This window comes from Trichococcus flocculiformis (genome assembly GCF_963662535.1).
GTDB lineage: Bacteria > Bacillota > Bacilli > Lactobacillales > Aerococcaceae > Trichococcus > Trichococcus flocculiformis.
On sequence record NZ_OY759718.1, the window covers coordinates 2,881,820 to 2,897,002 of the forward strand.

Here is a 15,183-nt window from a genome sequence, read left to right on the forward strand (position 1 = left end):
GCCCTCACTGTCGTCACTCTTTTTACGGGTTGACATCCGCCTCATTGTCAAAGCCGCGCTGTTCCCAATACCCTTTATAGTTCGCGTCATCGGACAGTTCGATGCGGGTGATCCATTTGATCCATTTGTATCCCAGTTTATCCTCCGCCACCAGTTGGAACGGAAAGCCTCTTTCCGGCGGCAGGACAACACCGTTCATCTTGTAGGCGATCATCAGTTGCCTGTCCATGATCGTCTGCAACGGCAAGGCTGTACTGTAGCCATCCTCTGAATGAAAAATGACCGTATCGGCGCTTTCTTGAATGTCCACTGCTTCGAATAGATCCGCAAGCAGGATCCCTTCCCAAAGGATATCCACGCTCCATCCTTCCACGCAATGCAAGGTCACAACCTTCGTGTACTTCTGATTATCCAGCACTTCGTCGTAGGTCAGGGAATTTGGCTGCTCGACCAAACCATCGATCGTCAGCGTGTAGACATCGGTGTTTATATATTGCGGGCCCTTGATGGAGTTTTCCCGAAAATCGGTCAAGGAAGATAAATCTTTCCCCTCGTATTCGGTCACCTCTATTTTGGTCAGTTCTTGAAGATCAGTTTGGCTTGAAGTGTCATCATTCGATGTTCCACAACCAAAAAATAACAGACTAAGCAACAGAACTAGGCATTTATTGAGAATTCGATTATTATAGTGGCACTTTGCTCCGACTTTTTTCACTTTTTTCATCAAAATGCCTTCTTTCCGAAACCCTTCCGACTAAAAACCACGTGTCTGCCCTTCCCACGGCTGCTGCTTGCCTTCCCGGTGTTCTTCCACGCTGGGCCCTTTCAGGTTGCGGAGACGCCAAATGCCGTAAAGATAGCTAAGGATCAATCCAGCAAGCGTGAACGGAAGTCCCAGGAGCGTATTTGTCCAAGCCAACTCGGCAACATCACCGCGTCGGAAAAGAATGACCTGCAAAGCCAATCGCATCAGAAAAAACAGTAACCAAATGATTGTCACTTCTTGATAGGCCGGCTTCACGTCCTTACGCCAATACCATTCCAGATCCCACCCGCGCGTCAGATGGCTCGTCAAAGCGGCCATCGGTTTCCCCATGATGAGGCTCACCAACGCCGCCAACACGAACATGGCGCTGGACATTATTTTGGGCAGGTAATAATTAGCGGCATTATTGGAAAAATAAGCGATTGCGGAGGCAAACATAACCCCGACCAAACCACCCATGGCATAGCGCAACGGTTGCTTCCGTGCCAACCGGATGATGGCCAACAGCAAAGCCAAAGCAATAGCCATAATACTGGCGACAGTCAACTGATAACGGCTGTTGACCACGGCAAACAGTAAGGGCGGCAATACAGCATCGACCGTCTTCCCTGAGATGACTAATTTCAATTCTTCCGAAATTTCCTTGACTCTGGTTTTCAAATCATCATCCCCTCCCCATTTTCTGTAAATCTGAAAATCAGCCTTTCTATGTGCCCCAATTATACTATTTCCAAGCAAGGAAAGCATTTATCAGAAACCGGTGTTATCCGGAAACTTGGCACCTGATCCAATTCAATAAGGAAAGCTGAACGGGTTCGTTCAGCCCTGATTAAGGAAACACTGTGACCTAATCGGTCAAGTACTCTGATGTCACAGTGCGACATCAGAGGGCCTCACTACGAAATCAGTTGGATGGCCTGATGACAGGATTAAGCGATTGAAATCGCAAGAGTCATGACAATTTAGGAAATCTGTCCACGCAACGTTCCCTACGGTCACCTTGTACTGGGGCTCTAAGGGATGAATCCCTAAGAGTCCCATGCAACTGAGCATCGCAGAGCGCAATTGCTGAGAGACTTCCTGCGTCAGCAGGTTAGTCGAACAGTATGTCTTGGCTCGCAGAGACAAGAGGTTCCTATATCCTTTTTCCGAAGGGCTAACCCGTGAAGCTGGACATCATTTTAGATGCATGAATCATGTTGCAAACTTGTGAAACACCTACGGTGATGCACTTTTGAGTTGAAAAAATTTTATAAATTCCTATATGTCCAACAAAAAAACAAGTCCAGGATCATCTCCCGGGCTTGCTTTTCATTTGTCGCTCAGATGACTTTATCCCTCAGCAACATCGCAGCTGGGATGCCGGCCATGTGCTTTAGATCGAGGATGCTGTCCGTTTCCGCAATTGTTAACAAGCCTTTTTCAAGCACCAATTCCCTGACTGTTTTCCCTGTCTCCAGTGATTCTTTGGCGATTGCGCTGGCTTTTTGGTACCCGATTGTCGGGCAAAGGGCGGTCGCAATACCGGCGCTCTCCTCCACCTGTTTGTAGCAGATCATCTCATTCGCTTGGATCCCTGTGATGCAATTGGCGGTCAGAGTGGCGACTGCATGCGTCAAGCAGTCGATTGATTCAAACAGCGAATGGAAAATGATCGGTTCGAAGGCATTCAGCTCCAGCTGACCCGATTCGGCGGCCATCGTGATGGTCAAATCGTTTCCGATTACGCGGAAAGCGACTTGCGAAACGACTTCGGGTATCACCGGATTTACTTTTCCCGGCATGATCGAAGAGCCGTTTTGCTTGGCAGGCAAATTGATTTCACCGATGCCCGCCTTCGGTCCGCTCGACAACAAGCGCAGATCATTGCTCATCTTCGACAAGTTCACCGCCGCCGTCTTGATTGCCGCCGAGACCCTGACAAAGCCATCCACGTTCTGGGTCGCATCGAAAAAGTCATCCGCCTGCGTGAAAGCAATCCCCACTTCCTCGCTCACAAAAGCTGTGATGTTTTCCAGGTATTCCGGCGTCGCATTGATGGTATTACCGATTGCGGTCCCGCCGAGATTAAGGATCTTCATCTCTTCCGCGGCATTCATGAGGTGGCGGATATCCCTCTTGACGAAGGATTGATAAGCCCGGAACGTCCGCCCCAACGTAGTCGGGACCGCATCCTGCATTTGCGTACGCCCCATCTTGATGACCCCGGAAAATGCTTCGGCCTTTTCACCCAATGCGCTCTCCAACTTTTCCAGTTCGGCAATCAGCTCAGGCAGAATTTGCAGCACGGTCATTTTACCCGCTGTCGGGAAGACATCGTTGGTGGACTGGCAAAGATTCACATCATCATTTGGATGAACGATGCGGTAGTCGCCTTTTCTCCCACCCAATATTTCGATGGCGCGATTGGCGATGACTTCGTTGGCGTTCATATTGGCTGAAGTACCGGCACCGCCTTGGATGGCATCCACGATGAAGGCTTCATGAAAATATCCCGCCATAATTTCGTCGCAGGCTTGGACAATCGCATCCTTTTTAACGGCTGTCAGGTTCCCGGATTGAGCGTTCACGACAGCTGCGGCTTTCTTGATCCGTGCCAAGCTTTTGACCAATTCCGGATGCAGATTCGTGCCCGTGATGGCAAAATTTTCCTTTGCACGCGATGATTGCACACCATAATACGCTTCTGTGGGTACTGCCAACGTTCCGATCGAGTCCGCTTCAATTCTCATATTCATCTCTGTTTGCCCCCTGAAATTTTTCTGTACTTCTCTGTACTTCATAGAGGAAACAATACCACCTTGACAAACTGATTAAAACAACTCACAAGAAGTTGCGAACAAAACCTGCATATTCGACCTTTTCACAGAAGAATCCCATGCTGTTTCCGATATAACTTTATTTTCTTAAGACATGTCAGTATTGGTTTGCTTCCCATGATAGGTATGATATAAAATCTTAAGAATACAAAGCAAACAAGAAAAAGGAAGGAACCTCCAATGGATAAAATCGATAAACAAATTTTGAACATTCTGCAGACGAATGCGCGGGCTTCGCTGAAGGAAATCGGTGAGGCCACTTTTTTGTCTTCGCCGGCGATTTCCGCAAGGATCGCCCAGCTGGAGCGGAACGGCATCATCACTGATTACGGCGCTCACGTGAACCTTCAGGCGCTGGGTTACAACATCAAAGCTTTCATCAATCTGGAGGTCGATCCCAAGCAAAAGCCGGTATTTTATCCATTCGTGGAAGGCATCCCGAATGTGTTGGAATGCAACTGCGTGACCGGAGAATTTTCGATGCTCCTGAAGGTCGCCTTTCCGACGACGAAGGAATTGGATACTTTCATCGGCGAACTGCAGCAGTTCGGCAAGACCTACACGCAGATCGTCTTCTCAACCTCGGTCGGTCCCAGGGGCATCCATTTTGAGGACCAATGACAATAACGATCCGCATCAGCCCCGAAAAAAAGCTATCCGCTCCCGAAAATGATAGGGAGCGGATAGCCTTTGAAATTGGATTCTGACGATTTATCGCAAACGTGTTCTGATTCGCAGACACCACTACCGTTTCGAAACCAGCTGTCGTCCACAAAAGAGGTGAACGGCAGCTGGTTTCTTCAACGTACGGGTGTCTAAACGCGATTCATCACACTCTATTATACGTAGTAAAGATTCTCGGATGGGTAAACCGGATCGCAGGTGATGTCGAGGCCAAGATTCCGGAGGATCTGATCATCATCTTTGTTAAGGATGACCGTCGAATGGGCTTGCACATCCTTCAGCTCGGAAAGTTTATCGTAAGCCAACTGGGCTGTCGGATTCGTGACCGCTGATATGGATAGCGCGATCAGGATCTCGTTCGCAGTCAATGTCGGGATGCGCTTGTGCAAGCCATCGCTCTTCAGCTTTTTGATTGGCTCGAGAATGACCGGAGACAACAACAGGATGTCGTCGGAAATGTTCGCCAAGGCTTTGATAGCGTTCAAGATGGCTGAGGAACAAGCATCCATCAGATCGGAAGTCCTGCCGGTGATGATTCTTCCGTCGTTCAATTCGAAAGCGATGACCGCAGGAATTTCGTTGTCAACCGTACGTTTCATCAAGCGTTCCGCGTATGCGCGGGCAGGTTTTACTGGTGCGCGGTCTTCCTGCTTCAGCTCAAGTTCTTCCATGATCAGACGCATATGATCGCGCGTCTCTTCATCACTCAAACCTTTCTTATAGTCGCATTCCGTGTCGAAGCTGCGGCGGATGATTTCCTGCTTCGACGCTTCACGGATCGCTTCATCATCGGTGATGCCGAAGCCTACTCGGTTCACGCCCATGTCAGTCGGTGATTGGTAGACGGATTCCTTGCCGGTGATGCGCTCGATGATCCGTTTGATGACCGGGAAAGTCTCCAGATCACGGTTGTAGTTGACTGCCACTTCGTTGTAAGTCTCAAAATGATAGTTGTCCATCATGTTGACATCCTTCAGATCGACTGTTGCGGCTTCATAGGCAATGTTCAGCGGGTGCTTCAAAGGAACATTCCAGACCGGGAAAGTCTCGAATTTAGAATAGCCGGCCACGCGCCCTTGACGGCGTTCGTGGTACAGTTGGTTCAAGCAGGTAGCCAACTTGCCGCTGCCGGGACCCGGAGCGGTAACGACGACAATCGGCTTGGTCGTCGGAATATAAGTGTTCTGGCCGAACCCCTCTTCGCTGACGATCTTTTCGATATTGGAAGGATAACCTTCGATGGCGCCATGGGTATAGACTTTGATGTCGCGTTTTTCGAGTTTGTTGATGAACACTTTAGTGGCCGGTTGTCCGTTATAGCGCGTGATGACGACACTGTTGACGGATAATCCATAATCCCTCAGCTCGTCGATCAAGCGGAAGACATCCATATCATAAGTGATGCCGTAGTCGCCGCGGATTTTATTGCGTTCGATATCCCCCGCATATACACAAATCAAAATTTCCGCTTGGTCTTTTAGTTTCTGCAGCAATTTGATTTTTGCGTCTTCATCGAAACCAGGCAATACGCGTTTCGCATGCTTGTCGCCGATCAGTTTCCCTCCGAATTCAAGATACAATTTATCGTAATTGTTGACCCGTTCGAGAATATATTTCGATTGCTCTTCAATGTACTTCTGTGGATCAAAGCCGATTTTTTTCATCTGTTTTCCTCCGATTGTCTGAATGGTGTATCTGTATACTTACTATTATGCGTCTCTTCCCGGATGCGAAACTGTATGATCTGCCTCATCCAAAAAGCTTTGTTTTCAACTCTAACTATTATAGAGCAATTTCTTTGATTGGCAATAAGCATTTTAATCCCGCGATGATTCGTTCAACAACATGTGAGCCGTAACCCACGCGGTGAGTGGGATAATGCCGGTCACTCCGATGCCGATGACGAACATGGAAAGGACTTCCGAAACGAGCACTTTTGCGTTCAGCGCCTCCCCGAAAGGATAAGACAGGTCCCTGAACCAGAGAAAAAGTGCGAGATAACTGCCGACGAAAGAAAAATAGAGCGTATTCGTCGTTGTTCCGATGATGTCCTTTCCGATTGTCATCCCCGAACGGAATAATTCTTTTTCCCCCAACTGCGGATTGCAGTTATAGACCTCATACAATGAAGATGAAATGGAGATAGCCGTGTCCGTAATGGCAGCTATCGTTCCGGTTATCATGGTACAAATTCCGATTTGGACAAAATCAACATTCACAAAAAAGGAAAGCGTGGTGTACTCCTCCACTTCCTCGGGACCGAAGCCCTGGATCATCGCAAACCGATGCACAACAATAGTCAGTAACAACAAAAAAAAAGTCGTAACGATCGTCGCAATAAAGGCCGCCTTCGTTTTAACATTCACGCCGTTTATGTAGAATAAATTGATGTAGCTGACCACCGCACAAGCCAGCAGGGTAACAACAAGTGCAGGAAAGCCATTTATCAACAGCAACACCAATACATAGAGGACAGCAAAGTTGAAAAACAACGACAGGAACGAAGAAATACCACGTCTGCCGCCCACTACAACCATCAGCAGCAAAAGCAACAGCGCCAATACCAGTTGCACGCTCATCGCCGATCACCCGCTTTCTTGGGAATCAGACGGACAGCTGTGAGCATTGCCAACGGAACCGTCAAAACGATACCCAAACTGCCCGCCAAAGCTCGGGTGATTTCCAAAGATAATTGCATCGAAAAGGTATGGAACACATCGGAGCCGTTCTCCAGATAAAAAACGAGCGTCGGAATCGCTCCGCTAACATAGGCAAAAAGCAACACATTTGCCATCGTTCCCATGATGTCCTTGCCGATTTCGCGTCCCGACTGGAATAAAGCTTTGCCGGATATTGCGGGGTCTTTTTCGTACAGTTCCTGAATGGCCGCGGTCATCGTAATGGCGACATCCATCACCGCACCCAACGATCCGATCAATATGCTGGATAGGAAGATTCGTCGCGGGTAATGCGTCACAAACTGCATTTCCTCATAGCGCAGGCCTTGCCCGTTCGTCCCGGCAATGACCCCATAAGCGATGATCAAAGTCAGGAATGTTCCGATCAAAGTAGAAAGGATAGCCGCGTAAGTCTTTCTGTTTCGGCCGCTGACCAAGAGCAGTGTCAGGACGGTCCATCCGATCACTGCAGCACTGCTTATCCATAATAGCTGTGCGTTATCTGCAATTTCATAGCTGTCCAAAGCGATATTGAACAGCAATATGTTCCCTGCAATACTGACGAGGGAAAGCAGACCTTTTTTCCCCGCTACCGCCACCAATACGAAAAGAAATAAGGATCCAAAAAGGACAACATATTTATCCCGCTTTATTCCGGAAATTTTACCTGTCAGGGTACCCGAAGCACGCTCGCTTAAGGAAAGGAACACTTCATCCCCTGAACGGTACATCTGGCTATAGGCAAGTGAGTCGGAATAGTTGTTTTCTATCACGACTTGCGTCCCTTTCGACTCCCCGTTCATCAGTACAGCCGTCAGTTTTTGGTTGTATATGGGATAGTTTTCCTGACCTGCACCAACCGTTTCATCGGTTCCAACAGCTTCCGCTGCGGTTATTTTGGCGATCGGTTCTTCGTACCATGCGTAGTTATGATAGCTGAATAGTGTCAGCAGCCCCAACAACGCCGCAAAGAAGGTCAGTAATATTCGTTTAGATCTAACCAGCACTCCTTTTTTCATCCGTTGTTTTTCCTCCCTCCAATAGATTGCCGCATGGATTTTATCCTAGATTGTGACAGAGAATCTTTTCCATTCGGATGTCGTCGCGCCATTGGCCTTGTGAATAGGTGAAGTGAGGAATGACGCCTATTTGTGTGAAGCCGGATCTTTCATACAATCTGATTGCGCCGGCATTGTGGGAAAACACCCCCAGTTCGATGCGCCGATAGCCGAGACTCCGGCATTCCTCTTCATACAGAGCCATGACCGTTTTGCCGATGCCTTTGTTGCGCCAATCCGGTTCGCCGATATAGATTCCCAGCCAAGCTGTTTTCCCGTCATTCTTCAACAGGGCAGGAAAGTCACGGATGATCGATGCAATCCCGATCGGCTTGTCATCCACGCAGATGAAATAATTGCGTTTGTCCGGATTGGACAGGCTCTCGCGGACATCGCTTTCCGTCACCAACGGCAGCTCACTTGTTTCAAGATAGTGCGGCGTGATGAACGGTGAAATAGCCGGGTCATTTTCCCAACGGCGCACTGCCTGGATCAGTTCCTCGTTCAATGGTAAATTTTTTAGTTGCACGTTCATTTCATTATCTCCTCATCGTTTCCGCTGGTCGACCATTCCATGCGAAAAGGATTGCGCCTCTTGGTCAGGCGCAATCCTTCTTGAAAATCTGCAGAGTTCTTTTTACAGTAGCTTTTCGTACCCCCAACGCATATCGCCGATGCTCGTCAGGATGTGGCCGCAGTAGGTGTAGCCGGCTTTCTGCAGGGCCCGCTGCATGCTTTTGTTGTCGGGATGCGTATCGATGCGCATACTCGTATAGCCTCTTTTACGCGATTCATCCCCAGCCCATGCGACGATTTCCCCAAGAACACCCTGACCACGGAATGTACCTTTGATCGTGATGCGATGGATGACCGTGTAAGGATTATCCGTCAGCCATTGGCCTTCGGTGATGACTTCATAGGTAGGATCCTCGCCGTAAAAAAATGCAAAAGTTGCCGCTGGGATACCGTCCCGCAAGTAGATATAGCTGTACCCTCCGGCCATATCCTGAAGAATGACCGCTTCGTTCGGGTACCCTTTTTGCCATTGATCGATGCCGGATGCCTTCAGTGTGACTTTCGCCTCATTGATGATTTCCATGATTGCAGGCAGATCCGCTGGCATTGCTTTTCTGATCATTGCTCCACCGCCTTCCATTTTTCCATTTAAATAAGATTATACCGGAAATTTTATTGTTTTCAGTATTTTTTGCTGTCTTTCTTCATTTTTGGTGATTCCGTTCTTTATAGGTTGAACATCTTTCGGTACTGCTGGATATAGGATTGCTTTTGTTTTTTCAGCATGTAGAGCGCGTTTTTGATTTGATCCGGCTCATCCGCCATGTCCAAATCTTCCTTTTGTTTTTCGATGCCCTCCACCACAGGCTCACAGTAGGCCGCTTCTTTGATTTCATCCAAAATGGCGATGATTTCCTTGCGCATCCTTTCAACACGAGGGCCTTCACCGGCTTTTATTTCATCCAGGCTTTCGACGAGTTCCCGGAATGGAAGGTTCCTTCTGACTTTTCCGTCCTTGATGCGGATATATTCTTTTTTGAACTCCGTGACACCGGGCACCGCTCCATTCAGCTGGTACCAGCCATCGTAGAGGATCCATCCGCCTTCCGGTTCGGCCGGGATGAAGTCTCTTTTTAAAATGTATACTTCGTCCGCTCCGGTAATTTCCGCCACCCAACATTTGCTTTCGCTGTCTGCCGGGCTGAGCTGCAAACCTAACTTCGACATGGTAAAATCCTCTTTCTGTTCAATATTGGTAGTGTTGATACCTTCCTCAGGCCGATTGCGCTGCGCCTGATTGCGTCCTTCTATTATACGTTATCTACATTATTATGGATAGGTACTCGATTTCAGACTGGATAACATTCCCAACTATTATCAATACTTCAATAGTTTTATTTTACTGCATCAAAAAATGCTTTTGTAAGGACAGATATTCCTCACTTGCCTTTGCACCAGAGGCTTTTCGTTGGTTACTGATAAACTCCTATAGTAAACTATATACAATAACAAATTTGTCGAAATATATAGTTTAGGAAGTGATCATATGGCAAGGAAAATGGGAAAATTGAAGTTCGCCCTCATCGGCATCGTGATTGCAGGCATTCTTACACTCGTTCTCTTCACAAAGAACGGAAAAATCGAACGGTTGACTTTTGCCGAAGAAACGAACACGGAAGCCAGCCTCGGTTCACTGGATGAACTAAAGGAGGGATTGTCCGACTATCCCGAACTGTACCGAGCGGCTTTTGAAGAGGATGGCATCGATCCGGAAGACAACATTTTCATCATCCCGGGAATGGATGCCACTTTGACGCTCCATCATGAACACGAAGAAGCGGACATCTGCACCACCATGACGCCGCAAGGTTTGGCCGTCAACAAAGATTACCTGTTCATATCGGCTTATTGCCAAACCAAAGAACACAATTCCGTCATCTATGTGCTTGAAAAAAAGAGCGGTTCCTTCATCAAGGAAATCGTCTTGGACGGCATTCCGCATGCAGGCGGCCTCGCCTACGACAACAACCATGAGCTGCTCTGGGTCACCTCGGAAAAAGGCGACACTGCGCAGGTCATCACTCTGTCTTTGAAGGATATTGAAGCCTATGACTTCGCGGATTCCGCTGAACCGATTACCTATACGGACAGCATCGAACTGCCTGACATCAAACGCGCTTCAACGATCACGGTCCACGGCGATGACCTCTACGTGGCGCATTTCGATGAAGAAGAGACAAGTGTCATGCACCGCTACCTCATTTCCACAACAGAAGACGAGGACGGAAAGGAAGTCCATGCGCTCGATACAGGAAAAAGCACAGAAGAGGCTTATCCCGACGATGTCGACAAGATCGGCAAAGAGATCCAAGGTCTGGCTTTTTATCGCGAAAAGCTGATGCTGTCGCGCTCTGCCGGCAGAAAGAAGGACTCGACGCTACTTTCTTTCGATCGCTTGAAGGAAACCGAAAATTTCACCGACAAGAACGCCAGCACCGAAATCACGATGCCGTCCTATCTGGAACAGATTGCCGTGGACGGGAAGCAGCTCTACATTCTCTTCGAATCAGGTGCTTACCCTTACCGCACCCATGGCAACCCAAGCATCGACCGGGTACTGCGAGTGGAAATCGATTCGCTGTTCGCAGAATGAACAAACAGGAGGTTATCCCGCTTGCGGGACTGCCTCCTGTTTGTTTGGGGTTGGCTGCTATATTTTTGCGGCTTAGAATTTGTGATTCTTTGTCCGATATCCGCATAGAGTCGGACAACCGGTAATATGGATGTTTCAGTCTACATGATCCGTCAGTTCGATGCGTTGATCTCCCTCCAACAGTTCCCTTACGATTTCCATGTAGCGCTTGGAGATTTTGCTGAGCGGACGCACTTTCGAATAAATGAAGCCGATGGTATTTTTTTGATCGACATCCATCGGCACCACGACGATATGGTCCTGCGTGTTTGATTTCAGGAGACCGGATCCGACCAAGTAACCATTCGTCACGGACAGCAGATTCAATACGGTTGCGCGGTCACTGGCACTGATCCGCTGAGCATTTTGATCGACTTGGATCGATTCTTCCATCAACTGCAAGGTGCTATTTTTGCTTTGATCGAAGGAAATGACAGGGTACGGATGGAGTTCCTCCTGCGTTATTCTCTCCTTCTTCGCCAACGGATGGAATTCGCTGAGGAACACATGCGGTTGGAACGCGATCAACGGATCGAATTTCAGGTCGAAGGCTTCGAGATACTGCTTGATGACCTTCCCGTTGAAATCATTCAGATAGATGAAGCCGACTTCGCTGACGGCATCCCGCACGTCTTCCATCACTTTCGAGGTGCTCGTCTCCAGGAAACGGAAATTCAATGATTCTTCCTTCTTTTCCGAAACCAGTCGGGCAAAGCCTTCCGAAGCAAAATCATAGTGCTGGCTGGAGACGGAAAAAAGTCTCCTGTTTTCGGTCGCAGACAGATAGCGGTAATCCAATTGGTCCGCTTGGGCTACGATCTGATCGGCGAATTCCAAAAGCATAGCCCCTTCTTTGGTTATTTCGATCCCTTTTTTGGAACGCTCGAAGATCTGGATGCCATATTCTTCCTCCAGATCTTTGATGCTTGACGACAGACTGGACTGCGCCATATATAATTGCCTTGCGGCCTCCCGAAAAGTGCCGTATTTCGCTACTGTGATGACATAACGCAATTGTTGCAGGTTCATATTTTTGCCTCCTTGGCTCTATTTTCCGATGGGGTCCCATCGTTTCCACAAAAAAAGTGCATGCGCGTCAACAAAACACACATGCACGAGTATTCATCATCATTTCAGCGCTTCACTTGGATGCGGATGCACAATCTGCCCCATAATCCCCTTTACAAAGCCGGCAAAAACACCCGGTTGTGGAGACCAAAAGATGATAAGAATATTCCTGCATGTTTCTTACATCCGCACATACAACACATCATCTTCTGCATGGTTCTGCCTCCCCTTCTGTCCTCATCGCTTTCTAATAAGATAGCGATTTTCCCGGCATCTGTCAATCATTTTCACTTTTTCGGCCTTAAATGAATTTTCCCGTCACCGAATTTTTGTCTCTCCGGATATCAGATGGGGTCCCTTCCGCAATGACTTTCCCGCCGGCAGTTCCGCCACCCGGACCAAGGTCGATGATCCAATCCGCAGCCGCGATGATCTGTTGATTGTGTTCCACAACGATCACTGTGCTGCCGGAACCGACCATCCGATCCAACAATCTCAGGAATTTTTCGACATCGAGCGGGTGCAGACCAGTAGTCGGTTCATCGATCAAATAAAGATTCTTTTTCCCCCGATTTGCCAGGAGTTCCACTGCCAGCTTGAGCCGTTGCGCTTCCCCGCCTGACAAAGTCGTTGTCGTTTGGCCGAGCTCGAGGTATCCGAGGCCGACCTCCTGGAGCAGTTTCAGGATGGCACTGATTTTGGGCGAATCCGCAAACAGTTCCGCACCTTCCTCAACCGACAACCCCAGCACCGCAGTGATTGAATGGCCACGATAGGTCACGGACAAGACTTCATCCTTGAAGCGTTTACCCAAACAGACGGGACAAGGGACTTGCTGGTCTTCAAAAAACAACAGGTTGTTAGTGACGACCCCCAAGCCTTCGCAATGATCGCAGCGCCCCCCTTTCACATTGAAGGAAAAGTGATTGGCTGTCATTCCCTTATCAATGGCAGTCTGCTGTTGGCCGAAAATTTTCCGGATTTCCGTGTAGGCATCCGAATAGGTCGCGACATTCGAACGTTTCATCCGGGTGAGCGGGGCCTGTTCCACGACGACAATCCGGTCGAATGAGCCGGTCCCGCTCACCTGATCCGCTTCCTCCGAAGGGCCAGTGTCCCCTTTCGCCAGCACATCGAACACGAGTGTCGATTTCCCGGACCCTGATACGCCAGTGACACAAACCAGACAACCGATAGGGAAACGGACTGTCAGGTTCCGCAGGCTATGCTTGTTCGCTTGGCTCACCTCGATGAAATCACCGGAACCTTTGCGGAAAAGGTCGCGCGCTTCAGGCTTGCTGTTGAGATAGGCGCCGGTGACGGATGTCGCTTGATCTTTGATTTGCTTCAGCGTTCCCGATCCGATGACTTCGCCCCCATATTTCCCGGCTCCCGGACCGATATCAATCAGGTAATCCGCTGCCGCCATGACAGCTGTATCATGTTCGATGACGAGGACCGTATTGCCTTTATCCCTCAGCGAGCGCAGGACAGTCAGGAGCCCTTCCGTATCTTTTGGATGCAGACTGATTGTCGGTTCATCCAGGATATAGACGACACCCGTCAGATCCGAATCGAGTACAGCCGCCAGCCTTAGCCGTTGTGCTTCCCCTCCTGAAAGTGTCATGGTTTGCCTGTCGAGCGACAGATAGCCCAATCCCAACTTGAGGATCCGTTTCAGCTTAGTCTTCAGATCCGCCACATAGACGCCCGCCAATAGTTGTTCCGAATGCGTCAGATTTGCATCAAGTTCGCGGATCCAATCCACGAGACCGGTCAATGATGACGCGGACAATCCAGGCAAGCGCATCCTCTTCACGGTCACGTTCCTGCTTAGCTCGTTCAGTCGTTCGCCGTGGCATTCCGGGCAGATAGCAGATTCAAAGTAGGCTTCCCGGAGTTTGGAAGTCCCTTTTTGATCTGCCATTCTGCGCCAAAGGTTCGGCAACACACTTTCAAAGCGGCCTTCGGCAATCGTCCGGGGCACCGGCACATCCGGGAATAACCGACGCACCGTTTCACTTTCAGCACCTTGCAGCAACAGCACGCGCTGTGCAGGCGTAAAATATCGAACAGGGGTATTTAGTTTCAGCGGCATGCCGTAATGGTCACACGCGGCAACCAGCGCCTGCACCTGGTAATCCCGGTAGCGTTTTTCCCAAAATATGACCGCACCCTCTTCAAGCGACAGCTCTTCATGCAGCACTTTCCCTTCAGCAACTGTCATTACCTCCCCCAAACCTTGGCAGGTGGCGCAGGCCCCTTCACGGGTGTTGTAGGAAAAATGGGTGCGGGTCAGCTTTTCCATCCGCTGAGCGCAATGCGGACAATACTGGAACACCTTGAAGTCATCAGCGGTCTTTTCGGTTTCCTCACGGCAATCCGCCGAACTGAATTCCTTCCCGCAAGCCGGGCAGTCCCTTGTGCTCAACTTCTCGTACAGCATCCGCAGATCGGTATAGATGTCAGTGACCGTTCCCACAGTCGAACGCGGATTTTTATTGTAGGCTTGCTGCTGGATTTGGATAGCGGGGGACACATTTCGGATCGCATCGATATCCGGCTTGCGTATACCTTGGTAGCCGATTGCTTCCAGATATTGACGTTGGCACTCCTGATAAAGCACATCCATCGCCAAAGTCGTTTTCCCGGAACCGGATACCCCTGTGAGGACGATCCATTTGTTCCGCGGCAAGTCCACGCTGATGTTCTTCAGATTGCCTTCCTTGGCACCGCTGATGCTTATGTATTCCATGACTGCTCCCTCGCTTCCTTTTGATATCCTTTTGTTTCAATTATATGCCACTTGCTGCATTTTTGTCCTGATTAGGCGGGATGGATGCTCAGTTTTCTGTTATACTTCAGAAGAGAGACGACCGCGATACTCAGGCGGCGAACAGAG

At 49.1% G+C, this 15,183-nt stretch carries 13 protein-coding genes; 2 read left to right on the plus strand and 11 right to left on the minus strand.

Annotation, left to right across the window (positions count from 1 at the left end; translation table 11 throughout):
- Positions 1-22: 22 nt before the first annotated feature.
- The 3 genes from ACKPCD_RS13690 to ACKPCD_RS13700 form a co-directional block, all read right to left on the minus strand.
- Positions 23-724, minus strand: coding sequence for a molybdopterin-dependent oxidoreductase (locus ACKPCD_RS13690; protein ID WP_276645205.1), 702 nt, complete (start codon positions 722-724; stop codon positions 23-25).
- A 30-nt stretch (positions 725-754) separates the two neighbouring features.
- On the minus strand, positions 755-1,426 hold the full coding sequence (locus ACKPCD_RS13695) for a DUF3159 domain-containing protein (RefSeq protein WP_218142783.1): 672 nt from the start codon (positions 1,424-1,426) through the stop codon (positions 755-757).
- A 662-nt stretch (positions 1,427-2,088) separates the two neighbouring features.
- Positions 2,089-3,504, minus strand: a complete 1,416-nt coding sequence (locus tag ACKPCD_RS13700) for an aspartate ammonia-lyase (protein WP_321433535.1) — start codon at positions 3,502-3,504, stop codon at positions 2,089-2,091.
- Between the two features lie 261 nt (positions 3,505-3,765).
- Between ACKPCD_RS13700 and ACKPCD_RS13705 the strand changes: the two genes are divergently transcribed.
- On the plus strand, positions 3,766-4,206 hold the full coding sequence (locus tag ACKPCD_RS13705; RefSeq protein ID WP_086989234.1) for an Lrp/AsnC family transcriptional regulator: 441 nt from the start codon (positions 3,766-3,768) through the stop codon (positions 4,204-4,206).
- 218 nt (positions 4,207-4,424) lie between these two features.
- Here ACKPCD_RS13705 and ACKPCD_RS13710 read toward each other — a convergent pair whose 3' ends face one another.
- The 6 genes from ACKPCD_RS13710 to ACKPCD_RS13735 form a co-directional block, all read right to left on the minus strand.
- The gene (locus ACKPCD_RS13710) at positions 4,425-5,933 is read right to left on the minus strand and encodes a DUF1846 domain-containing protein (protein WP_086989233.1); all 1,509 of its coding nucleotides are present in this window, start codon (positions 5,931-5,933) and stop codon (positions 4,425-4,427) included.
- 153 nt (positions 5,934-6,086) lie between these two features.
- Positions 6,087-6,848 (minus strand): YibE/F family protein, encoded by a 762-nt coding sequence (locus ACKPCD_RS13715; RefSeq protein ID WP_321433536.1) that lies wholly within the window; start codon positions 6,846-6,848, stop codon positions 6,087-6,089.
- Entirely contained in the window at positions 6,845-7,966 is a 1,122-nt protein-coding gene (locus tag ACKPCD_RS13720) for a YibE/F family protein (protein WP_321433537.1), read from the minus strand. Before ACKPCD_RS13720 ends, ACKPCD_RS13715 begins: the two co-directional genes overlap by 4 nt.
- 40 nt (positions 7,967-8,006) lie before the next feature.
- Positions 8,007-8,540 (minus strand): GNAT family N-acetyltransferase, encoded by a 534-nt coding sequence (locus tag ACKPCD_RS13725; protein ID WP_321433538.1) that lies wholly within the window; start codon positions 8,538-8,540, stop codon positions 8,007-8,009.
- Between the two features lie 102 nt (positions 8,541-8,642).
- Positions 8,643-9,143, minus strand: a complete 501-nt coding sequence (locus ACKPCD_RS13730) for a GNAT family N-acetyltransferase (RefSeq protein ID WP_321433539.1) — start codon at positions 9,141-9,143, stop codon at positions 8,643-8,645.
- 104 nt (positions 9,144-9,247) lie between these two features.
- Positions 9,248-9,748 carry a hypothetical protein gene (locus ACKPCD_RS13735; RefSeq protein WP_068561933.1) on the minus strand — a complete coding sequence of 167 codons (501 nt, stop codon included), beginning with the start codon at positions 9,746-9,748 and terminating at the stop codon, positions 9,248-9,250.
- A 319-nt stretch (positions 9,749-10,067) separates the two neighbouring features.
- On the opposite strand from ACKPCD_RS13735, the gene ACKPCD_RS13740 reads away from it, so the two are divergent.
- Complete coding sequence (locus ACKPCD_RS13740) at positions 10,068-11,174, plus strand: YncE family protein (protein ID WP_321433540.1); 1,107 nt, start codon at positions 10,068-10,070, stop codon at positions 11,172-11,174.
- Between the two features lie 135 nt (positions 11,175-11,309).
- Here the strand turns inward: ACKPCD_RS13740 and ACKPCD_RS13745 are convergent, their stop codons facing one another.
- Both ACKPCD_RS13745 and ACKPCD_RS13750 read right to left on the minus strand, forming a co-directional pair.
- Positions 11,310-12,242, minus strand: coding sequence for a LysR family transcriptional regulator (locus ACKPCD_RS13745; RefSeq protein ID WP_086989226.1), 933 nt, complete (start codon positions 12,240-12,242; stop codon positions 11,310-11,312).
- A gap of 340 nt (positions 12,243-12,582) precedes the next feature.
- Positions 12,583-15,036 (minus strand): ATP-binding cassette domain-containing protein, encoded by a 2,454-nt coding sequence (locus ACKPCD_RS13750; protein ID WP_321433541.1) that lies wholly within the window; start codon positions 15,034-15,036, stop codon positions 12,583-12,585.
- Between the last annotated feature and the right edge of the window lie 147 nt (positions 15,037-15,183).

What these genes read in the sequence shown, in the direction of transcription:
- ACKPCD_RS13690 (WP_276645205.1), bottom strand. Translation starts at nt 724, where the DNA reads ATGAAAAAAGTGAAAAAAGTCGGAGCAAAGTGCCACTATAATAATCGA.
- ACKPCD_RS13700 (WP_321433535.1), bottom strand. Translation starts at nt 3,504, where the DNA reads ATGAATATGAGAATTGAAGCGGACTCGATCGGAACGTTGGCAGTACCC.
- ACKPCD_RS13705 (WP_086989234.1), top strand. Translation starts at nt 3,766, where the DNA reads ATGGATAAAATCGATAAACAAATTTTGAACATTCTGCAGACGAATGCG.
- ACKPCD_RS13710 (WP_086989233.1), bottom strand. Translation starts at nt 5,933, where the DNA reads ATGAAAAAAATCGGCTTTGATCCACAGAAGTACATTGAAGAGCAATCG.
- ACKPCD_RS13715 (WP_321433536.1), bottom strand. Translation starts at nt 6,848, where the DNA reads ATGAGCGTGCAACTGGTATTGGCGCTGTTGCTTTTGCTGCTGATGGTT.
- ACKPCD_RS13720 (WP_321433537.1), bottom strand. Translation starts at nt 7,966, where the DNA reads ATGAAAAAAGGAGTGCTGGTTAGATCTAAACGAATATTACTGACCTTC.
- ACKPCD_RS13725 (WP_321433538.1), bottom strand. Translation starts at nt 8,540, where the DNA reads ATGAACGTGCAACTAAAAAATTTACCATTGAACGAGGAACTGATCCAG.
- ACKPCD_RS13730 (WP_321433539.1), bottom strand. Translation starts at nt 9,143, where the DNA reads ATGATCAGAAAAGCAATGCCAGCGGATCTGCCTGCAATCATGGAAATC.
- ACKPCD_RS13735 (WP_068561933.1), bottom strand. Translation starts at nt 9,748, where the DNA reads ATGTCGAAGTTAGGTTTGCAGCTCAGCCCGGCAGACAGCGAAAGCAAA.
- ACKPCD_RS13740 (WP_321433540.1), top strand. Translation starts at nt 10,068, where the DNA reads ATGGCAAGGAAAATGGGAAAATTGAAGTTCGCCCTCATCGGCATCGTG.
- ACKPCD_RS13745 (WP_086989226.1), bottom strand. Translation starts at nt 12,242, where the DNA reads ATGAACCTGCAACAATTGCGTTATGTCATCACAGTAGCGAAATACGGC.
- ACKPCD_RS13750 (WP_321433541.1), bottom strand. Translation starts at nt 15,036, where the DNA reads ATGGAATACATAAGCATCAGCGGTGCCAAGGAAGGCAATCTGAAGAAC.